The sequence below is a fragment of the Streptomyces sp. NPDC005931 genome, assembly GCF_042871235.1.
Classification (GTDB): Bacteria; Actinomycetota; Actinomycetes; order Streptomycetales; family Streptomycetaceae; genus Streptomyces.
The window spans coordinates 399,136-419,985 of record NZ_JBIAIG010000005.1; the positions used below are offsets into that span (position 1 = coordinate 399,136).

General features: G+C 70.8%; 17 protein-coding genes. 14 read left to right on the forward strand and 3 right to left on the reverse strand.

The window, feature by feature from the left end; translation table 11 throughout:
* Positions 1–181: 181 nt before the first annotated feature.
* The 11 genes from ACFYOV_RS15975 (at position 182) to ACFYOV_RS16025 (ending at position 13,202) form a co-directional block, all read left to right on the forward strand.
* The gene (locus tag ACFYOV_RS15975; protein ID WP_389087850.1) at positions 182–1,705 is read left to right on the forward strand and encodes a bifunctional folylpolyglutamate synthase/dihydrofolate synthase; all 1,524 of its coding nucleotides are present in this window, start codon (positions 182–184) and stop codon (positions 1,703–1,705) included.
* Between the two features lie 5 nt (positions 1,706–1,710).
* On the forward strand, positions 1,711–2,061 hold the full coding sequence (locus ACFYOV_RS15980) for a DUF4233 domain-containing protein (protein ID WP_389087852.1): 351 nt from the start codon (positions 1,711–1,713) through the stop codon (positions 2,059–2,061).
* A 66-nt stretch (positions 2,062–2,127) separates the two neighbouring features.
* Entirely contained in the window at positions 2,128–2,541 is a 414-nt protein-coding gene (gene ndk, locus ACFYOV_RS15985; RefSeq protein ID WP_389087855.1) for a nucleoside-diphosphate kinase, read from the forward strand.
* Positions 2,542–2,834: 293 nt separating this feature from the next.
* Positions 2,835–3,854, forward strand: coding sequence for a rod shape-determining protein (locus ACFYOV_RS15990; protein WP_389087857.1), 1,020 nt, complete (start codon positions 2,835–2,837; stop codon positions 3,852–3,854).
* Between the two features lie 171 nt (positions 3,855–4,025).
* Entirely contained in the window at positions 4,026–4,967 is a 942-nt protein-coding gene (mreC, locus tag ACFYOV_RS15995; protein ID WP_389087859.1) for a rod shape-determining protein MreC, read from the forward strand.
* A 13-nt stretch (positions 4,968–4,980) separates the two neighbouring features.
* A complete protein-coding gene (gene mreD / locus ACFYOV_RS16000; protein ID WP_389087861.1) occupies positions 4,981–5,649 on the forward strand; it encodes a rod shape-determining protein MreD in 669 nt (222 codons plus the stop codon).
* Positions 5,650–5,764: 115 nt separating this feature from the next.
* Positions 5,765–8,083 carry a penicillin-binding protein 2 gene (mrdA, locus tag ACFYOV_RS16005; protein WP_389087863.1) on the forward strand — a complete coding sequence of 773 codons (2,319 nt, stop codon included), beginning with the start codon at positions 5,765–5,767 and terminating at the stop codon, positions 8,081–8,083.
* Positions 8,080–9,282 (forward strand): rod shape-determining protein RodA, encoded by a 1,203-nt coding sequence (gene rodA / locus ACFYOV_RS16010; RefSeq protein ID WP_389087865.1) that lies wholly within the window; start codon positions 8,080–8,082, stop codon positions 9,280–9,282. The genes mrdA and rodA overlap by 4 nt, the downstream gene beginning before the upstream one ends.
* Positions 9,283–9,350: 68 nt before the next feature.
* Positions 9,351–10,967 carry a CHAD domain-containing protein gene (locus tag ACFYOV_RS16015; protein ID WP_389087868.1) on the forward strand — a complete coding sequence of 539 codons (1,617 nt, stop codon included), beginning with the start codon at positions 9,351–9,353 and terminating at the stop codon, positions 10,965–10,967.
* A gap of 73 nt (positions 10,968–11,040) precedes the next feature.
* Entirely contained in the window at positions 11,041–13,005 is a 1,965-nt protein-coding gene (locus ACFYOV_RS16020; RefSeq protein WP_389087871.1) for a TIGR03960 family B12-binding radical SAM protein, read from the forward strand.
* 53 nt (positions 13,006–13,058) lie between these two features.
* Positions 13,059–13,202 (forward strand): hypothetical protein, encoded by a 144-nt coding sequence (locus tag ACFYOV_RS16025; RefSeq protein WP_389087875.1) that lies wholly within the window; start codon positions 13,059–13,061, stop codon positions 13,200–13,202.
* A gap of 9 nt (positions 13,203–13,211) precedes the next feature.
* Here ACFYOV_RS16025 and ACFYOV_RS16030 read toward each other — a convergent pair whose 3' ends face one another.
* Together ACFYOV_RS16030 and ACFYOV_RS16035 are read right to left on the reverse strand one after the other, a co-directional pair.
* A complete protein-coding gene (locus ACFYOV_RS16030) occupies positions 13,212–14,207 on the reverse strand; it encodes a hypothetical protein (protein WP_389087877.1) in 996 nt (331 codons plus the stop codon).
* A 169-nt stretch (positions 14,208–14,376) separates the two neighbouring features.
* Positions 14,377–16,056, reverse strand: coding sequence for a SpoIIE family protein phosphatase (locus ACFYOV_RS16035; RefSeq protein WP_389087880.1), 1,680 nt, complete (start codon positions 16,054–16,056; stop codon positions 14,377–14,379).
* Positions 16,057–16,911: 855 nt separating this feature from the next.
* Here ACFYOV_RS16035 and ACFYOV_RS16040 point away from each other — a divergent pair.
* Entirely contained in the window at positions 16,912–17,325 is a 414-nt protein-coding gene (locus ACFYOV_RS16040; protein WP_389087883.1) for a hypothetical protein, read from the forward strand.
* Between the two features lie 124 nt (positions 17,326–17,449).
* Here the strand turns inward: ACFYOV_RS16040 and ACFYOV_RS16045 are convergent, their stop codons facing one another.
* Entirely contained in the window at positions 17,450–18,307 is an 858-nt protein-coding gene (locus ACFYOV_RS16045) for a hypothetical protein (RefSeq protein ID WP_389087885.1), read from the reverse strand.
* 545 nt (positions 18,308–18,852) lie between these two features.
* Here ACFYOV_RS16045 and ACFYOV_RS16050 point away from each other — a divergent pair.
* Together ACFYOV_RS16050 and ACFYOV_RS16055 are read left to right on the forward strand one after the other, a co-directional pair.
* Positions 18,853–20,001, forward strand: a complete 1,149-nt coding sequence (locus ACFYOV_RS16050) for a hypothetical protein (protein ID WP_389087888.1) — start codon at positions 18,853–18,855, stop codon at positions 19,999–20,001.
* A gap of 48 nt (positions 20,002–20,049) precedes the next feature.
* A complete protein-coding gene (locus ACFYOV_RS16055) occupies positions 20,050–20,841 on the forward strand; it encodes a TIGR03936 family radical SAM-associated protein (RefSeq protein ID WP_389087890.1) in 792 nt (263 codons plus the stop codon).
* The last annotated feature ends 9 nt before the right edge of the window (positions 20,842–20,850 follow it).

Consider the following 20,850-nt stretch of genomic DNA (forward strand, 5'->3'; position numbering starts at 1 on the left):
CGACCCGCGAGGTCGTGGAGGCCCCGGTGCGACCGGCACCGGGGCCTTCGCGCGTGCGGGGCGCGGCATTGGACGGCGTGCGGCTCCGCCGCGTGGGCCCGCCCGCCCCCGCGGACCCGGCACCGGCCCGTGGACACAAGCCACTGCGGGTGATGTCGGCCGGTCTCCGTAGACTGGCCCCGTGAGCGAGCTCCCCCCGAACGGCAACCACGACGACCAGCCCGGCCCCCTCGACTCCTTCGACGAGATCATCGAGGCGGAGACCACCCGCGACCCCGATCTCGCGGTGATCGAGGCCGGCAGCCGCACCCTGCGCACCCAGGGCGGCCCGCCGCAGGCCGACGGGCCCGCGCGGCCGGAGGACCCCGAGGTCGACGAGGCCCTGCGGGAGGTCGAGAGCGAGCTGGCGACGCGCTGGGGCGAGACCAAGCTGGAGCCCTCCGTCAGCCGCATCTCCGCGCTGATGGACGTGCTGGGCGAACCGCAGCGGTCGTACCCCTCGATCCACATCACGGGCACCAACGGCAAGACCTCCACCGCCCGCATGATCGAGGCCCTGCTCGGCGCCTTCGAGCTGCGCACCGGCCGGTACACCTCGCCGCACGTGCAGTCGATCACCGAGCGGATCAGCCTCGACGGGGCGCCCATCTCCGCCGAGCGGTTCGTCGAGACGTACCGGGACGTCAAGCCGTACGTCGAGATGGTCGACGCGCAGCAGGAGTACCGGCTGTCCTTCTTCGAGGTGCTGACCGGCATGGCCTACGCCGCGTTCGCGGACGCGCCCGTGGACGTGGCGGTCGTCGAGGTCGGGATGGGCGGCAGCTGGGACGCGACCAACGTGATCGACGCGAGCGTCGCCGTGGTCACGCCCATCGACCTCGACCACACCGACCGGCTCGGCGGCACGCCCGCCGAGATCGCCACCGAGAAGGCCGGCATCGTCAAGCGGGACGCCACCGTGATCATGGCTCAGCAGCCGGTGGACGCCGCGCAGGTGCTGCTGAAGAAGGCCGTCGAGACCGACGCGACCGTGGCCCGCGAGGGCCTGGAGTTCGGGGTCGTCGCCCGGCAGGTCGCCGTCGGCGGTCAGCTGCTGACCCTGCGCGGACTCGGCGGCGAGTACACCGAGGTGTACCTCCCGCTGCACGGCGCCCACCAGGCGCACAACGCGGCCGTGGCGCTCGCCGCCGTGGAGGCGTTCTTCGGGGTGGGCGCCCAGCGCGCCGAACCGCTCGACGTCGACACCGTGCGCAAGGCCTTCGCGGCGGTCGCCTCACCGGGCCGCCTGGAGGTCGTACGGCGTTCGCCCACCGTCGTCCTGGACGCCGCGCACAACCCGGCGGGCGCGCGGGCGGCGGCCGGGGCGATCGGGGAGGCGTTCCAGTTCAGCCGGCTCGTCGGGGTCGTCGGCGCGAGCGGCGACAAGAACGTGCGCGGGCTGCTGGAGGCGTTCGAGCCGGTCTTCGCCGAGGTGGTCGTCACCCGCAACTCCAGCCACCGCGCGATGGACGTCGACGAACTGGCCGCGATCGCCGTCGAGGTGTTCGGCGAGGACCGGGTCCAGGTCGAGCCCCGGCTGCCCGACGCGCTCGAAGCCGCGATCACGCTGGCCGAGGAGGAGGGCGAGTTCGCGGGCGGCGGCGTGCTCGTCACCGGTTCCGTCATCACCGTCGGCGAGGCCCGACTGCTCCTGGGGAAGGGCTGAGAGACGTGCGGACGCTCTGTTCTTCGACGCTGATCGGCGAGTTCTTCATCATCGGCTTCGCCGGACTGGTCGCGATGAAGGACCCGGACATGTCCACCGGCACCGTATGGACGGTCTGCGGTATCGCGATGTTCGTGTCCGTGGCGCTGTGCGGGATGATCACCCGGCCCGGCGGCGTGGCCCTCGGCTGGGCCCTTCAGATCGCGCTGATCGCCTCCGGGGTCTTCGTCCCCGTGATGTTCTTCATGGGCGCGCTGTTCGCCGTGCTGTGGTGGGCCTCGGTGCACTTCGGGAGAAAGGTGGACGAGGCGAAGGCCCGGTTCGCCGCCCAGGCCGACCAGCCTGACGCTGCGTAACGGGCGACCGGACCTGCCCGGTAACCTCATCACCCCGCACACCCTTGATTCATAAGGAGCTCCGCCGTGACCCAGCGCACCCTCGTCCTCCTCAAGCCCGACGCCGTCCGTCGCGGCCTGACCGGCGAGATCATCAGCCGCATCGAGCGCAAGGCCGGCTGGCGGATCACGGCACTGGAACTGCGCACCCTGGACCAGGACACCCTCGAGCAGCACTACGGCGAGCACAAGGGCAAGCCGTTCTACGAGCCGCTGGTGGAGTTCATGGCCTCCGGCCCCGTCGTGGCGATGATCGTCGAGGGTGAGCGGGTCGTCGAGGGGCTGCGGCAGCTGGCCGGCCCTACCGACCCGATCGCGGCCGCGCCCGGTTCGATCCGCGGGGACTACGGCGTCATCGTCCGCGAGAACCTCATCCACGCCTCCGACTCCGATGAGTCCGCCGAGCGCGAGGTGAAGATCTTCTTCCCGGGGCGCGCGTAACGATCGTGTCGCGGCCGCGCGCGAGAACCCACGGCCGCCCTTCGGACGGTCTGGGGGCTTTGCCCCCGGACCTCCTTGGCATATGCGCGGCGTTCGGGGGAACGGATGCCCCCGATGGCCCGTCTCCACAAGCAGCGCGACGCGCCATCTGCTGACAATGGCGAAGACCCTCGCGCAGTGTTCGCGAAGGCGCGTCTACCATGGAAGCCTTCACGTCACAGCACCCACCTCGCCGACCTGATAAGCCCTCAAAAGCTCGTGGGAAGGCCAGACGAATCCTGATGGGGAACTCAATGTCGTTCATCGGCCGTGACATGGCTGTCGACCTCGGGACCGCCAACACGCTGGTGTACGTCAGGGGTCGTGGGATCGTACTCAACGAGCCGTCCGTCGTCGCGATCAACACCACCACCGGTGGCATCCTCGCGGTCGGTGCCGAAGCAAAGAAGATGATCGGGCGCACGCCCGGGAACATCGTCGCCGTGCGTCCGCTGAAGGACGGCGTCATCGCCGACTTCGAGATCACCGAGCGCATGCTCCGCTACTTCATCCTGAAGGTCCACAAGCACCGGTACCTGGCCCGCCCGAGGGTCGTCGTCTGCGTGCCCTCGGGCATCACCGGCGTGGAGCGCCGCGCCGTCATCGAGGCGTCGTCCCAGGCCGGCGCCCGCCAGGTGCACATCATCGAGGAGCCCATGGCGGCGGCCATCGGCTCCGGCCTGCCGGTCCACGAGGCCACGGGCAACATGGTGGTGGACATCGGCGGCGGCACCACGGAGGTCGCGGTCATCTCCCTCGGCGGCATCGTCACCGCGCAGTCCATCCGCGTCGCGGGCGACGAACTGGACAACGCCATCATCCAGCACATCAAGAAGGAGTACTCCCTCCTGCTGGGTGAGCGCACGGCCGAACAGATCAAGATCACGATCGGTTCGGCGTACGACCTGGACACCGACGAGCACACCGAAATCCGCGGCCGGGACCTCGTCTCCGGACTGCCCAAGACCGTCGTCATCTCCGCCGCCGAAGTGCGCAAGGCGATCGAGGAGCCGGTCAACGCCATCGTGGACGCCGTGAAGACGACCCTCGACAAGTGTCCGCCGGAGCTGTCCGGCGACATCATGGACCGAGGAATCGTTCTGACCGGCGGCGGAGCGCTGCTGCGCGGACTGGACGAGCGGCTGCGCCGGGAGACGGGCATGCCGATCCACATCGCCGAGGACCCCCTCGACAGCGTGGCGCTCGGCTCCGGCCGCTGCGTGGAGGAGTTCGAGGCGCTCCAGCAGGTGCTGGACGCCCAGCCCCGCAGATAGCACCGCAGTTCGATTCCGCCGTACGGGACGGTCATCCCTCGTACGGCGGATCGTTGATATGGAGGCATAAGCTCCCCACAGCGCCTCGCACACCTGAAGAACGCCCCCGCAAGCCCGATGAAGACCCCCACCTCCTACCCGTTCTCGACGAGGAAGGCACGGCCGCCGCACGTGAGGGACACACGAGAGAGCCGGCTGCTCCTGGTGCTGCTGATCGCCATCGCGTTCGCACTGATCACGGTGGACATCCGCGGCGGGGAGGATTCACCGGTCGACGGTGCCCGACAGGCCGCGGCGACCGTCTTCGGCCCGATCGAGAACGGGGTGTCCAGCGCGGTCGACCCGATCGGCAACGCGGTCTCCGCCGTCCGCGAGTCCGGCGAGCGCCACGACCGGCTCGCCGAGCTGGAGCGGGAGAACGCCGCCCTCAAGGCCGAACTCGGCAGCGACGACCGCAGCCGCAGCCGCCTCAAGCAGCTCGACAAGATGCTGAAGACCGCCGGCCAGGGCCAGTACGGCATCAAGGGCGCCCAAGTCATCGCCATCGGAGCCGCCCAGGGCTTCTCCTGGACCATCACCATCGACGTCGGCGCCAACGACGGCATCAAGCGCGACATGACCGTCCTCAACGGCGACGGACTCGTCGGCCGCGTCACCACCGTCGGCCCCGACACCGCCACCGTGCTGCTCGCCAGCGACCCCGACTTCACCGTCGGCACGCGCATGGAGGGCAGCGACGAACTCGGCTTCGCCTCCGGCCAGGGCGACCGCCCGCTGCGCGTCGAACTCCTCAACGGCAAGGCCGAGGTGAAGAAGGGCGACCGCCTGGTCACCTTCGGCTCGCAGGCCGACAAGCCCTTCGTGCCCGGCGTCCCCGTCGGCGTGGTGTCCCGCGTCGACCCCTCCGGCGGCGACCTCACCCGCACCCTCTACGTCACGCCGTATGTCGCCTTCAGCAAGCTCGACATCGTCGGCGTCGTCGTCCAGGCCCCCGGGAAGGACCCGCGCGACACGGTGCTGCCCAGGAAGCCCAAGCCGACCCCCACACCGACCGTGACGGTGACCGTCACCCCCTCCGCCCCTGCCGACGGCCTGAACCAGCAAGAGCAGTAGGAGCTGTCACCCCATGCGCGTCAACCGGATCCTGCTCTCCAGCTCGCTGATCGTCGTCGCCCTGGTGATCCAGGTGAGCGTCCTCGCCCGCCTCCACCTCCCGGGCGCCGTGCCCGACCTGCTGATGCTCACCGTCCTCGGTCTCGCCCTGGTGTACGGCCATGTCGGCGGCGCCCTCGTCGGCTTCGGCGCCGGTCTCCTCGCCGACCTCGCCCCGCCCGCCGACCACGCGGCCGGCCGCTACGCCCTCGTGCTGTGCGTCATCGGCTACCTCGCCGGCCTCGTCAAGCCCGAGACCGGCCGGCTGAAGTCGGCCACCGGCCCCATGGCCGTGGTCGTCGCCGCCGCGATCGGCTCCACCCTGCTCTACGCCGGGGTCGGCGCCCTCGTCGGCGACACCGCGGCCCGCCATGTGGGCCTCGGCGGGCTGCTGTTCACCGCCGCCCTGTACGACCTGCTGCTCGCCCCGTTCGTGGTCCCCGGCGTGATGGCCCTGGCCCGGCGCGCCGAGAACGACCCGCTCGCCGAGACCGGCTCCGCCCCCTCCACCGACATCTCCTCCGGCTGGCTCTCCGGAGGCACCGGACTGCGCATCGGACGCCAGCGCAACGGCCTGCGCGCCAAGGCCGCCAAGGCGCGGGTGGCACGCGCCGGCCGCATCAAGGGGGTCAAGCGCCTGTGACCTCACGGAAGTTCACCGGATCGGGTGAGCGGCGGCGGAACCCCGCCGGACCGGCCGGGCGTTCATCACTCGTACACCCGCACCCGCACGCGCACGGAGAGGGGGAGGAAGCCGCGTGACCAACATTCCCGAGACCGGCCGCAGCCCACGGGTCCAGATCCGGCTCGTCGTCATCCAGGTCCTCGTCCTCTCCCTCCTCGGCACCCTCGGCGGGCGCCTGTGGTACCTCCAGATCCGCGAGGGCGACCAATACGCCAAGGAGGCGTCCGGCAACCACGTCCAGCAGGTCGTCCAGCCCGCCGTCCGCGGCTCCATCCTGGACGCGCGCGGTGTGCCCCTCGCCGACAACGAGACCCGCCTGGTCGTCTCCGCCTCCCGCACCGATCTGCTGAAGATGCCGGACGACGGCAAGGCGGTCCTCACCAAGCTCGCCGGCGTCCTCGGCATGGCCCCCGAGGAGGTCAGGGAGAAGGTCCGGCTGTGCGACGCCAAGACCCCCCAGCCCTGCTGGAACGGCTCGCCCTACCAGCCCATCCCCATCACCGACGAGGCCACCCCCAAGCAGGCCCTCCAGATCCGCGAGCGCGCCGAGGACTTCCCCGGCATCACCGCCGAGCCCCAGGCCGTGCGCCGCTACCCGGGCCACGGCACGGCCAACACCGCCCAGGTCCTCGGCTACCTCTCGCCCGTCACCGACGAGGAGATCCAGAAGGCCCAGGACACCAGCTCGCCGTACCTGCGCTCCGACCAGGTCGGCCGGTCCGGACTGGAGCGCCAGTACGACAAGGAACTGCGCGGCAAGGCCGGCGTCACCCGCTACGAGGTCGACAACCTCGGCCGCGTCATCGGCAAGGCCCGCTCCGACGCCGCCCGGCCCGGCGCCAACCTCGTCACCAGCATCGACGCCCGCGTGCAGCGCATCGCCGAGTACGAGCTCAACGAGGCGATGAAGGCCGCCCGCAAGGAATGGGACCGCAACACCAACCGGAACTACAAGGCCGACTCCGGCGCCGTCGTCGTGATGGAGGCCAAGACCGGGCGCGTCGTCGCCATGGCGTCCAACCCGACCTACGACCCCAACGCCTGGGTCGGCGGCATCTCCGCCAAGGACTACGCACGCCTCACCGGCAAGACGTCCAACTACCCGCTGCTCAACCGCGCCATCCAGGGCCAGTCGGCACCCGGCTCCATCTTCAAGGTCATCCCCACGGCCGCAGCGGTCAACGCGGGCTACTCCTTCGACGGCCCCTACAACTGCTCCAGCTCGTACGCCATCGGCGGCCAGGTCTTCAAGAACTTCGAGTCCCAGAACCACGGCCCGATCAGCCTCGGCCGCGCCCTGGAGGTGTCCTGCGACACCGTCTTCTACCGGCTCGCCCACGAGGAGTGGAAGCGCGACGGCGGCAACAAGCCGAAGAAGAAGGCCGAGGACTGGTTCTACAAGACCGCCCACCAGTTCGGCCTCGGCAAGGAGACCGGCATCGACCTGCCCAACGAGGTCACCGGCCGCGTCCCCGACCGCCGATGGAAGCTGGACTACTGGAAGGCCAACAAGGACGCCTGGTGCAGGACCGGCAAGAAGGACGGCGACTACGCTCAGCGCATCGCCTACGAGAACTGCCTCGAAGGCAACCGCCTGCGCGCCGGTGACTCCGTCAACTACTCCATCGGCCAGGGCGACACCCTCGTCACGCCGATCCAGATGGCCACCATCTACGCGGCCATCGCCAACGGCGGCACCCTCTACAACCCCACCGTCGGCAAGGCCGTCATCAGCCCCGACGGCAAGCAGGTCACGGAGATCAAGCCCGAGGCGCACGGCAAGCTGCCGATGACGAAGAAGACCCGCGACGAGATAGACGAAGCCCTCGAGGGAGTCGCCACCCGCGGTACGGCCGCCTGGCGCTTCGGCGGCTGGCCGCAGGACGAGATCCCGATGCACGCCAAGACCGGTACCGCCGAGGTCTACGGCAAGCAGACCACCTCCTGGTTCGCCACCTACACCGAGGACTACTCGGTGGTCATGACGATCTCGCAGGGTGGTACCGGCTCCGGAGCCTCGGGTCCCGCCGTGCGCAAGATCTACAACGCGCTGTACGGCGTCTCCGAGGACGGCGCCATCGACAAGAAGAAGGCACTGCTGCCCACCCCGCAGAAAAAGCTGCCGAAGGTCAGGACGGACGGCACCATCACCTCCCCGAAGATCTCCAAGGACCCGGCCAAGGACCGGCCCACCGCCACACCCGACGCCCGGGCCACCCCGGCAGACGACGGCGCCACCCCCGCCGACCCGCAGCAGACGGCCACCGTGCCCTCACCGGAGGCCAACCGCGACACCCGGCGCCGCCGCAGGCGCCGCGGCAGCGACCCCGGGCGACCACGGTGCGGCACCGGGGGCCGACGCGGCACGGCACACCGGAGGTCGGTGACATGACCGGCGGTGTGAACAGCTTCCAGGTCTCCGGTTACGGACCCCAGCGGGCCGGCTGGACGCGGCTCTTCGCCCGCGACTCCCTGGCCCGCCGCCTCGACTGGCCGATACTGCTCTGCGCGATCGCCCTGTCACTGATCGGCTCGCTCCTGGTGTACTCCGCGACCCGGAACCGCACCGAGCTCAACCAGGGCGACCCGTACTACTTCCTGGTCCGGCACTGGCTCAACACCGGCATCGGACTGGCCCTGATGATCGGCACGATCTGGCTCGGCCACCGCACCCTGCGCACGGTCGTGCCGATCCTGTACGGCGTCTCCGTCTTCCTGATCCTGCTGGTGCTCACCCCGCTGGGCTCCACCATCAACGGCGCCCACTCCTGGATCAAGCTCGGCGGCGGCTTCTCGCTCCAGCCCTCGGAGTTCGTGAAGATCACGATCATCCTGGGCATGGCCATGCTGCTCGCGGCCCGGGTCGACGCGGGCGACAAGCAGTACCCCGACCACCGCACGGTCCTCCAGGCCCTCGGACTGGCCGTCGTCCCCATGCTGATCGTGATGCTCATGCCCGACCTCGGCTCGGTCATGGTCATGGTCATCATCGTGCTCGGCGTGCTGCTCGCCTCCGGCGCCTCCAACCGCTGGGTCTTCGGCCTGATCGGCGCCGGAGCGATCGGCGCGGTCACCGTCTGGCAGCTCGGAGTCCTCGACGAGTACCAGATCAACCGCTTCGCCGCCTTCGCCAACCCCGAGCTCGACCCCGCCGGCGTCGGCTACAACACCAACCAGGCCCGCATTGCCATCGGCTCCGGCGGCCTCACCGGCTCCGGTCTCTTCGAGGGCTCCCAGACCACCGGTCAGTTCGTCCCCGAGCAGCAGACCGACTTCGTCTTCACCGTCGCCGGCGAGGAACTCGGCTTCATCGGCGGCGGACTGATCATCGTCCTGCTCGGTGTCATCCTGTGGCGCGCCAGCCGCATCGCCCGCGACACCACCGACCTGTACGGCACGATCGTCGCCGCCGGCATCGTCGCCTGGTTCGCCTTCCAGTCCTTCGAGAACATCGGCATGACCCTGGGCATCATGCCGGTCACTGGCCTGCCCCTGCCGTTCGTCTCCTACGGCGGCTCCTCGATGTTCGCGGTCTGGCTGGCGATCGGCCTGCTCCAGTCCATCCGGGTGCAACGCCCGATGTCCGCCTAGCGGACCGCCACCCACCGGTGCGGGGCGGTCCCCTGCCGCTCCGCACCCGGGCCGACTAGATTCAATCCATGGCGGACACCAAACGCGAGATCGAGCGGAAGTACGAGTCCGAGGACGGCGCACTGCCCGACCTGACCGGCGTCCCGGGCGTCGACTCCGTTCTCGACAAGGGCGTCGCCCACCTCGACGCCACCTACTACGACACCGCCGGCGAACTCCTGGCCGCCGCCTCCGTCACCCTGCGCCGCCGCACCGGCGGCTCCGACGCCGGATGGCACCTGAAGTTCCCCGTCGCCCCCGGAGTGCGCGACGAGATCCACGCCCCGCTCTCCGACACCGTCCCGGAGAGCCTCGCCCGGCTGGTGCGCTCCCGGGTCCGCGACGCCGAACTGCGGCCAGTGGTCCGCCTGCGCTCCGACCGCGACGTCCGCCACCTCGTGGACGCCGACGGCCGCCTCCTCGCCGAGGTCAGCGCCGACGCCGTGCACGCCCAGCGCCTCGCCGACGGCGGCGGTACGGCCGAGTGGACCGAGATCGAGGTCGAACTCGCCGACGGCGGCGACCCCGCCTTCCTCGACAAGGTCGAGAAGCGGCTGCGCAAGGCGGGGATACGGCCGTCGAAGTCGGCGTCGAAGCTGGCACGGGCCCTGGCGCAGACCGCCCCGGCAGCGGGACACCCGTCCGCGTCCGACCGGGCCCCGGACCGGGCTCCGGCCCCCGCGTCAGCACCCGCCGAAGCACCGAAGCGGACGAAGAAGAAGCAGTCCGAGAAGCAGACCAAGAAGAAGCGGACGAAACAGTCGGCCGGGACACCCGTCACCGCCGGCGACCACGTCCTCGCCTACGTCCGCGCCCAGCGCGACGCACTCGTCGAGCTCGACCCCGCCGTACGCCAGGACGTGCCCGACTCCGTGCACCGCATGAGGGTCGCCACCCGCCGCCTGCGCAGCACCTTCCGCACCTTCCGCGGCGTACTCGACCGGGCGGCGACCGACCCGCTCGCCACCGACCTGAAATGGCTGGCCGCCGAACTCGGCCGGGACCGCGACCGGGAAGTGCTCGCCGCACGCCTGACCACGGCTGTGGAGGAACTGCCCCGCACCCTCGTCCACGGCCCCGTCGCCGACCGCCTGCGCACCTGGGCCGAGGCCGGCCACAGGGGAGCCCACGCCCGCCTCACCGGCGTCCTCGACTCCCACCGCTACCTGGCCCTGCTCGACGCCCTCGACGTACTGCTGGCCGACCCGCCGCTGCGCACGAAGGCCGGGGCCAAGCCGCGGAAGGTGCTCGCCAAGGCCGTACGCAAGGACCTCGACAAGGTGTCCGCCCTGGTGAGCCGCGCCCTGGAACTGCCCCCCGGCCAGGACCGCGACGTCACCCTGCACGAGGCCCGCAAGAAGACCAAGCGCACCCGCTACGCCGCCGAGGCCGCCGCCCCCGTGCTCGGCGACCCGGCGACCGGCCTCGTCACGGCGATGAAGGACCTCCAGGGCCTGCTCGGCGACCACCAGGACAGCGTCATGGCCAGGGGTACCCTGCGCGAGCTGTCCGCCGTGGCCCACGCGGCGGGGGAGAGCGCCTTCACCTACGGCCTGCTGTACGGCCGCGAGGAACGCCGGGCGGAGATCGCCGAGGCGGCCCTGCCGGAGACCTGGGCATCGATCGGAGAGGACGTTCGGCCCTAGACGGCGTACGGGGGAGTGCCCCGGCCGCGTTAGGCTTGATGGTCACCCCTGTCCACACACGAAGGTTCGCAAGATGCCTGCCGAAGCCGCCGAGTCTGTGTTCCCGCAGCTCGAAGCTCTGCTCCCGCATGTGCAGAAGCCGATCCAGTACGTCGGCGGAGAGCTCAACTCCACGGTCAAGGACTGGGACTCCTGCGACGTGCGCTGGGCGCTGATGTACCCCGACGCCTACGAGGTCGGCCTGCCCAACCAGGGCGTGCAGATCCTCTACGAGGTCCTCAACGAACAGGACGGTGTCCTCGCCGAGCGCACCTACAGCGTGTGGCCGGACCTCGAGGCACTCATGCGCGAGCGCCGCGTCCCGCAGTTCACGGTCGACAGCCACCGCCCGGTGGGGGCCTTCGACGTGTTCGGCCTGAGCTTCTCCACCGAGCTCGGCTACACCAACATGCTCACCGCCCTCGACCTCGCGGGCATCCCCCTGGAGTCCCGGGACCGGACCCTGGACGACCCGATCGTCATGGCCGGCGGCCACGCGGCGTTCAACCCCGAGCCGATCGCCGACTTCATCGACTGCGCGGTCATCGGCGACGGCGAGCAGGCCGTCCTCGAGGTCACGCGGATCATCCGCGCCTGGAAGGCGGAGGGCCGCCCCGGCGGCCGCGAGGAACTGCTGCTCCGCCTGGCGAAGACGGGCGGGGTGTACATCCCCGGCTTCTACGACGTCGAGTACCTGCCCGACGGCCGCATCGCCCGTGTCGTCCCCAACCGCTCCGGCGTCCCCTGGCGCGTGTCCAAGCACACCGTGATGGACCTCGACGAGTGGCCCTACCCCAAACAGCCCCTCGTCCCGCTCGCCGAGACGGTCCACGAGCGCATGTCGGTCGAGATCTTCCGCGGCTGCACCCGCGGCTGCCGCTTCTGCCAGGCCGGCATGATCACCCGTCCTGTGCGGGAGCGCTCGATCACCGGTATCGGCGACATGGTCGAGAAGGGTCTGAAGGCGACGGGCTTCGAGGAGGTGGGCCTGCTCTCCCTGTCCTCAGCGGACCACTCGGAGATCGGCGACATCGCCAAGGGCCTGGCCGACCGCTACGAGGACGACAAGATCGGCCTCTCGCTGCCCTCGACCCGGGTCGACGCCTTCAACATCGACCTGGCGAACGAGCTCACCCGCAACGGCCGCCGCTCCGGCCTGACCTTCGCCCCCGAGGGCGGCTCGGAACGCATCCGCAAGGTCATCAACAAGATGGTCTCGGAGGACGACCTGATCAGGACGGTCGCCACGGCCTACGGCAACGGCTGGCGCCAGGTGAAGCTGTACTTCATGTGCGGCCTGCCGACGGAGACCGACGACGACGTCCTCCAGATCGCCGACATGGCGACGAGGGTCATCCAGAAGGGCCGCGAGGTCTCCGGCTCGAACGACATCCGCTGCACGGTGTCGATCGGCGGCTTCGTCCCCAAGCCCCACACGCCCTTCCAGTGGGCCCCGCAGCTCTCGGCGGAGGAGACGGACGCCCGCCTGGCCAAGCTGCGCGACAAGATCCGCGGCGACAAGAAGTACGGCCGCTCCATCGGCTTCCGCTACCACGACGGCAAGCCGGGCATCGTGGAAGGTCTCCTGTCCCGCGGGGACCGCCGCATCGGCGCGGTCATCCGCGCGGTCTACGAGGACGGCGGCCGCTTCGACGGCTGGCGCGAGCACTTCTCCTACGACCGCTGGATGGCCTGCGCCGACAAGGCCCTCGCGCCGTTCGGCGTCGACGTCGACTGGTACACCACCCGCGAGCGCACCTACGAGGAGGTCCTGCCCTGGGACCACCTGGACTCGGGCCTCGACAAGGACTGGCTCTGGGAGGACTGGCAGGACGCCCTCGACGAGACGGAGGTCGAGGACTGCCGCTGGACCCCGTGCTTCGATTGCGGCGTGTGCCCGCAGATGGACACGCACATCCAGATCGGACCCACGGGCAGGAAGCTGTTGCCTCTGACGGTCAGGAACGCGGCGCCGGCTCCCAGCGGGCACGGGCACTGAGGGAGCGACGCACCCGTCCGGGTGGGGGATGCCCCGGCGGGAGCGAGTCGCGAGTGAGGACGACGTGGCTGCTGCGCCGGCTGCTGTCGGGAGCCGATCCGACAGCGGTCGGCGCGCTGTGGCCGTCCGGCCACCACGGGCCGCTCCTGGCGGCACCCGAGGGAACCGCCGTGCCGCAGCACTCGGGCCATGGGTGAGGGTGGGCCCTACGGCAGGAACAGGTCGGCGAGATAGGTCGGGTTCTCCTCTATCTCCGCATAGCGTCCGGTCTCCTTCGACCACGTGACGTTCCCGGCGGTGAGCGCGTGGAAGTCCTTGACGCAGCGCATCGCGTCGTCGACGACGTCGTCGGGGATGCCGGAACGCGACAGTCGGGCGGGCAGGACCTCCTCGAGGTCGACGATGCGCTGGACGTATCCGGCCTGCATCACCGCCACGCGCTCCACTGCCTCCTGGAGGCTGCACCGGTGATGATGGCAGATCACCGTGACGGCGTTGAACGCGTAGTCGTGTGCGAGTTCCTTGGGCAGGGAGTAGAGGTCGTTGATGCAGGCGTTCGCGTAGATCACCGCCTCCCGCATGTCCGCGAAGGCCGGGTGGGCGTGCAGCTGGTCGGGCAGGTCGACGCCGGTACCGATCTCCACCAGGTCGAGGACGGCGTCGAAGGCGAATGAGGCGCGGCGGTGGGCGAGATACTGCTGCAGGCCGGGTACGCGCCCCTCCTCCCGATGGATCATGTCGGCCCGGTAGCTGTCGAAATACCACAGAAGGTGCGGGACGAACCTTCGCTGCCAGGCGGAGGAACGGATGGCCTTGGTGCGGCGCCAGAGATCGGCCAGGGAGCGCGCCAGGCGCCCGGCCGAGACGGTCCCTTCGAATACGGCGAACAACGGTCCGAAGGATTCCCGCCACAGCTCGGGCTGGTAGCCGCGCACCGGATCGTCGTCGAATTGGTCGTCCAGCTGGAACAGCCATGCGTTCCACTGGGTGATCAAGGACAGGGCCTCCCGTGGGGCGTTCGGGCACAACCACGCGGTGAGCCGGTCCACACGAGTGCGCTGCACGTGCCGGCGTGCTTCCTCGGTGGGGACCAGGTCGAACTCGTCCAGCCACGCCTCGGCGGCAGCCGCCGACTCCTGGAGCTCCGGATTGAGCGCTGCCGGTACGGGTGTGCGGAGGTCCGGGATCCGGAAATTGTCCATACGTCAGCTCGCTTCTCGGTGATTCTCTGCCATTCGCGACATCCGGCGACATGGCCGATGCGGCACGCCCATGGGCAGGATGGAGCATGACCAGGCAGTCCCAGCCACCGACGTAAATTACCCTGCAGGTTGACGGCGTTAGCGGGGAACCGGCCGGGCCGGGACGGGGTCAGCTGCGGTTGCCGGGCCGGTTCAGACGAGCCAGGAGGAGGGCGACGTCGTCGCCCAGACCGTAGGCCTTCCGCGTGTTGGCGAGGAGGTCGTCGACAACGGTTTCCAGATCCGCGGTGGGAGCTCCCCGCAGACCCTGGAGGAACTTCTCGATGCCCTGGTCGATGTCCTTGTCCACGGCCTCGAGCAGGCCGTCGGTGGTCAGCGCGAGCACGCTGCCCGGAGCGATGCGCAGGCGCGTGGTCGGGTACCGCTGCTCCCGGTCGATCCCCAGAGGGAGGCCGCCGGGGACCTCCAGCAGGCGCGGCGGCTTCCGGGGGGTGATCAGCGCCGGGGACGGATGACCGGCCCGGCACACCCGGAGCGTTCCGTCGGAGGGGTTGAGCGCCACGTAACAGCATGTGGCGAAGAGGGCGCTGTCCGGGTCGGTGTTCAGCTCGGCCAGCAGGCGGTTGGTGCGTTCCAGGACGGCCGCGGGCGGGTGCCCCTCGTTCGCGTAGGCGTGCACGGCGGTACGCAGCCGCCCCATGAGGGACGCGGCGTGGACGCTGTGGCCCTGCACATCTCCGATGACCAGGGCCACGCCGCCGTCGGGCAGGCTGATGGCGTCGTACCAGTCGCCACCGATCCACATGCCGGAGGTGGCGGCCTGGTAGCGGGCGGCGATGGTCACGCCCGGCACCGTGAGCGGCCCGCGCGGGAGCATGCCGCGCTGGAGCTCGGTGGCGAGTGCGTGTTCCGACTCGTACATGCTGGCTCGCTCCAGTGACTGGGCGAGCAGTCCCGTGGCGGCGACCAGGAGAGCCCGCTCCTCGGGCAGGAACTCCTGCGGCTGGGGGAAACTGACGAGGCAGGAGCTGACCCGGCCGCGCGAGTCCGTGAGCGGCACGGCCGCCCACGCCTGCGGGGCCGACTCGGCGAGTGGTGCCAGGTGCGGGTGCTCGGTGATCAGCGCGTCCGCGGAGCCGACGAGAACGGGAGCCCCGCGGTCGAGCGATGCCTCCACGAGCGTGCGGGCCGTCGCGTCGAGGACGCGGGGGGCGGCCTCACCCTGGTCCTCGTCGGCGCACGAGGCGATGACGGTCAGCCGGTTGCCCTCCGGGGCGATCACCGCCAGCGCCTCCGCTCCGAACGTGCGCAGTCCTGCCTGTGCGGCCGTCATGATGTCCTTGACCGTCACCGCGGCGGCCAGGGCCGCGGTGAGCTCCCGCATCCAGCGATCACGGGTGGCGCGCTCGTACAGCCGCCGCTTCTCCGCCTCGTGGCGTTCATGGACGGCCGTGGTGTCCATGACCACGCCGACCATGCGGACCGGCAGGCCGTCGGCGCTGGGCAGGACGCGGCCCCGGGCTTCCAGGGACCGGTACCGGCCGTGGCCGGACATGACGCGGTACTCGATCTGGTAGTTGCCGCAGGATTTCGCGATCAGTCCCAGGGCGTCGCGCACATCGGCCAGATCGGACTCGTGCACTGCCGCCAGGAAGCTGGAGATGTCCGACGGGCCGTGCTCGGGCATGCCGTGCAGGGCGAGGGTGAGCGGATCGCAGCTCACCTCGCCGGTGGCGATCTCCCAGCAGAAGAAGCCCGCCTGCACGATGCTCGCGCTGGCCTGGAAGGCGCCGGAATCGGACTCCTCGTCCCGGAACACGGCAGTACGCACCGACCCGACGTCTTTCACCAGATCTCCCTGCGGCGGTGTGAACCACTACCCTTCGAAGGATCGACCGTGCTCGATCGGATCGGCCCCGCGCTGCGGTGCGCGGTCGATGAGAACCAGCCAGTGGGGCCGTCCGCGAGCCTACGGGATCGCGACACCATTGCCTCCCAGAGGTGACGGCGCTCTCGTGAGGACTGCGCTTCCGCACGCCCAGGGAAGATCGCCTGACCGCCCCGACCGTGGCCGGATCGTGCGCATGGTAGTGACTTTCTGGATCTTGCGCTAGACAGCTCACCCCGCAGAACGCGTCGGCCGGGCATGCGCACGCGTTCCTCCGCCCGGATCAGGTTTGCTGCGACACAACGGGGCCGTGGTGGGCAGGATTCCGCTGCCTACGACGGTCAGGAACGATGGTCCGGCGCCTGCTTCCCATGGACACGCGAGGCGTGAGTGAACCACTCGATCGGGTGATTGAGTGCGGAGCGGGCCTCTGGAGGCGGAGGTCCTCCCCTGTCCCCGGACGGTGTCCACGGCCGACGGCCGCCCCTCGCGCTCGCGGGAAGGGGGGCCGACAGGGGCGGGACCGGGGCCGGCAGAGGGGATCGGAGTCGGCGGACGTCCGCCGAGGCTGTCGCCCGGCTGGCCGTTCCTGATTCGCCCGGTGTTCCCCGGCTTCCTAGCGTGGCGGCATCCGCTACGGAGGAGGTAGACGTGCCAGCGAATGAGCCGCCCGCGGGCGGACCGTCGGCCGGTGGCCCTCAGTGGGGGAACCCGGGAGGCGGCGGTCCCACCGGTTCCGGGCAGTGGGCAGGGCCGCGGCAGACGAAGGGGCGGGGTCGTGGCTGTCTGTGGGGGTGCGCCGGGGCCCTGGCCGCGGTGGTCGTCATCGCGGTGGCTCTGGTGGTCGTGTCGGGGGACGGGGAGGACACCACCACGACTCCCGCGCCCAGGAGCACCACCGAGAAGGGGTCGCAGGAGGAGACGCGGGAGGCCGCGGACAAGGGCGAGCGGGCGGACCTGGTCGACTTCCGGCTGGACGACCGTTCACAGGCCGGAATCACCGACATCTGGGTCGTTTGGACGATCAAGAACAGCAGCAGCGAGAAGTCCGACTACTTCTGGGAGTGGGAGGCGGTCGACGCCGACGGCACCCGGCTGGAGAACAGCTCTGAATGGGAGACCGACGTGCGACCCGGCCAGACTGCGCGGGGGGAGTTCTTCACCACGCTCGACAGCATGGAGGGCGTGAAGCTCAACGTCACCGACTTCAACCGCTCTGCCTCCTACTGACGGAGGCGTCGTGCAGGGGGGAGTGCTCCGGCGACGGGCGCGGATGCTGCCGACGGTGTGTGGACCGTCGGCAGCCGGGGCGCGGGGGCGTGCCGGTGGGTTGGGGTCGGGAGGCGAACGGGAGTCAGAACGGGCGGCGGGTACGCGGGGGCGCGAGTGGGATGTGGGGTTCCGTGGCGGACCGGAGGCGGTGGCGGGGGATCGCCCGGCGCGGGGGGCGGGTCAGGGTGATCTGGCGGACGAGTTGCTGGAAGCAGGCCAGGGCGGCGACTCCCGGCAGTGCCGCCGCGGCCGTGTCGGTGATCGTGCGCGGTGCCTGGGCGACGCACAGCAGGACCGCGACCGAGGAGAACAGCAGGACGACGAACCAGGAGTGCAGGGCGCGGCGCTGGTGCAGGGCCGCGCGGAGGACGGACAGGGAACCGGCCAGCCAGGGTCCGTAGACCAGGATGGGCCACCAGGCGGCCGAACTGCCGTGGCTGTGTGCCGTCGTGACCAGGAGCAGGGGTTCGTAGGTGACCACGCCGCTGAAGACGCTGACCATCGACACGGTGACCGCCGCCAGTGCGGCGATGACGTAACTCGCCACCCGCACCCCGTCCGGTCGGCGGCGGGGGGTGAGTTTGCGGTGTCCCCGTGCTGCCCGGCGCAGGGGCGGCAGTTCGGCGGTGATCTCCTGGAGGTTCTCGAGGGGACTGCCGGCCTGCGGCGGGGTGACCGGCCTCTCCTCGCGGGGGTTCGGCACGGGGGGTGGCTGGGAGAGCGGAGAGGCCTGGGGTGCGGCCGTCCTGGCGTAGTCCTCGTTCCCGGCTTCCCTGAGCAGGTAGGCGAGTTCCTCGGCCGGGTCCCAGGGTGGGACCGTGGGCTCCACCGGCTCCGCGTACACGGCCGCCGCCCGGTGCCGGCCGGTGGCCGTCGTCGTGTCGGCCTGGTCCGGGAAGTCGGCGCGGTACCAGAAGTGGTCGAAGCGTTCGTCGTTCATGTCACGATTGATTCGTCGGCTCGGCGGACGGAGTGGTTGTCGGGCGGGCCGATCCATCGGCCGGCCAGGTCGGACTCCAACTGCCGGACCACCGCGAAGAAATGGCTCGGGAGCGGCTCGGTTCCCTGCCATGGGGCGGGAACGCCGTCGTTGCCGGGTGTGCCCCTGGTGCGGGTGTGCGCGCCCATGGTGACCTCGTGGGCGCCGGCCGGGCCGCTCGGCCCCCCGCCGGGCCTGAGTGGCCCGGGCTCGCTTGCCTTAGTCATGTATCGAATAACGGTGGCCCTATCACTTGGATGCGCGGCGAAAGAGTGAACGGCGGTCATTTGAATCGCTTTTCGCAGGGCCTTGGTGATCTTGGGAGACGGTGCCCGAAAAGCGGGTCTGCCTGCTCGTTCGAGGGTTCCCGGCCGTGTTCCGGTCCTTTCCCCGCGATCCTCGGCCATTCATCCATTCGGCCACACCGCACGGCGCGGGACCGGCGGGCCGGTGGGCGGCTCGAGCGGTACGGGATCCGGACCGGCCCCTGCGGCGTCTACGTCGGTATGGATCTGGAGAAGTCACAGGCCGCGGGCCCCGCTCGGGAGGAGTCGGACGTGCGTCCCGACAGGCGTGGTGAGCCGGCGCCCGTCGTACGGGGAGACGCGCGGGGCGGTGAGGGCTGCCTCGTCACGGCGATCCGCCTTCCCGTGCGCATCGTCGCCCTCGTCGTCGTCCTGCCGGTGCGGATGGCGTGGGACGCGCTCGTCGTCGCCGGGCGGTTCCTGAACGACGTCCTGTTCCGGCCCGTCGGGCGGGCCCTGCTGTGGCTCGGGCGGGCGCTGTTCGTCTGGCCGTTCGTCGGGCTGTGGCGGTACGTCCTCGTGCCGCTCGGCAAGGGGTTCGCCTGGCTCGGGCACGTGCTCCTCGTCGTCCCCGCGGTGTGGTTCCACCGGTACGTACTGACGCCCCTCGGACATGCCGTCGAGTGGTTGTACGCGCGCGTGCTGACGCCGATCGGGCACGGGGTGCTGTGGGTGCTCCGGGGACTCGGCGCCGTGGGCGCCGTCGGGCTCGGCGTCTGGACGGTCGTGTCCTGGCTCGTGCGGTACCTCGTCGTGGTGCCCGCGGTGTGGCTCTACACCTGGGTGCTCACGCCGGTCGGGCACGCGGTCGCGTGGTGCGCCGGGGGTGTCGCGTGGCTCGTCGGCACGCTCGTCACCGGGATCGGGACGGCCCTGTACTGGATCGTCCGGATCCTTCTCGTCCTGCCCGCCCTCGCCGTCCGGCGCTGGGTCCTCGCGCCGATCGGCCGCTTCCTCGCCGTCGTGGGACGGGAGATCGTCGACGCCCTGGGGCACGCCTGGCGCATCGCCGGGCACATCTCGCTCGCCGTCGGGCGCTTCCTCGCCACCCTCCTGCGCTGGGTCTTCGTGGAGCCCGTGCGCTGGATGTACCGCAGCGTGCTGACGCCGATCGGGCACGTCGTGCGGGAGGCGGTGCTGCGGCCCGTCGCCGAGGCCGCGCGCGGCGTGGGACGGGCCACCCGGCAGGCCCTCGCCGCCGCCCGCGAGTCCGTCCGGCAGGCCCGCGCCGACTTCCGCCGCATGCTGTTCGGGGAGCCGGGGAAAGCGCAGATCACCCACCGGCGGGAACCTCCCGGCCGGGAGAGACGTACTCTTGGTAGCAGTAAGACCGCTCTCACGAAGGACTGAACGACACTGGGGAAGCGACAGCCCGTAGGCCCGCCGCCCGCACCCGCGGTGCAGCGCATCCGACTGCGCTACACCAAGCGCGGCCGCCTCCGGTTCACCAGCCACCGTGACTTCCAGCGCGCCTTCGAACGCGCGTTGCGCCGTGCCGAGGTGCCGATGGCGTACTCGGCGGGGTTCACGCCGCACCCGAAGGTGTCCTACGCCAATGCCGCACCCACCGGCACGGGCAGTGAGGCGGAGTACCTCGAGATCGCGCTCACCGAGCCGCGCGACCCGGAGCGGCTCAGGGCCCTGCTCGACGAGTCACTGCCCACCGGGCTGGACATCGTCGAGGCGGTCGAGGCCCACACGTCGGGGCTCGCCGACCGGCTCACGGCTTCCGTCTGGGAGCTGCGGCTGAACGGTGTCGCCCCCGAGGACGCCCGCCGCGCGGTGGACGCCTTCAACGCGGCCGAGACCGTCGAGGTCCAGCGCATGACCAAGAACGGCGTCCGCACCTTCGACGCCCGCTCCGCGGTCGCCGGGCTGGAGAGCGTCGATCCCGAGCGTGCGCCCACGCATCCCACGCAGGCCGATAGGCCGACCGACCAGCCCTGTGCGATACTGCGGCTGGTTGTTCGGCACGTGACGCCTGCCGTACGACCCGACGACGTCCTGTCCGGTCTCCGCGCCGTGGCCGACCTGGCGCCGCCGGTCCCCGCAGCGGTGACCAGGCTGGCGCAGGGGCTGTTCGATGAAGAGACCGGCACCGTGACCGACCCGCTCGCGCCCGACCGCGAGGCAGCAGCGACCGAGCCGCACACGGCCGGCGCCACTGCCGCCGCGACGGCGCCGGCGTAGGAAGGTCCC

What these genes read in the sequence shown, in the direction of transcription:
- ACFYOV_RS15990 (WP_389087857.1), top strand. Translation starts at nt 2,835, where the DNA reads ATGTCGTTCATCGGCCGTGACATGGCTGTCGACCTCGGGACCGCCAAC.
- mreD (WP_389087861.1), top strand. Translation starts at nt 4,981, where the DNA reads ATGCGCGTCAACCGGATCCTGCTCTCCAGCTCGCTGATCGTCGTCGCC.
- rodA (WP_389087865.1), top strand. Translation starts at nt 8,080, where the DNA reads ATGACCGGCGGTGTGAACAGCTTCCAGGTCTCCGGTTACGGACCCCAG.
- ACFYOV_RS16015 (WP_389087868.1), top strand. Translation starts at nt 9,351, where the DNA reads ATGGCGGACACCAAACGCGAGATCGAGCGGAAGTACGAGTCCGAGGAC.
- ACFYOV_RS16020 (WP_389087871.1), top strand. Translation starts at nt 11,041, where the DNA reads ATGCCTGCCGAAGCCGCCGAGTCTGTGTTCCCGCAGCTCGAAGCTCTG.
- ACFYOV_RS16030 (WP_389087877.1), bottom strand. Translation starts at nt 14,207, where the DNA reads ATGGACAATTTCCGGATCCCGGACCTCCGCACACCCGTACCGGCAGCG.
- ACFYOV_RS16045 (WP_389087885.1), bottom strand. Translation starts at nt 18,307, where the DNA reads ATGAACGACGAACGCTTCGACCACTTCTGGTACCGCGCCGACTTCCCG.
- ACFYOV_RS16050 (WP_389087888.1), top strand. Translation starts at nt 18,853, where the DNA reads ATGGATCTGGAGAAGTCACAGGCCGCGGGCCCCGCTCGGGAGGAGTCG.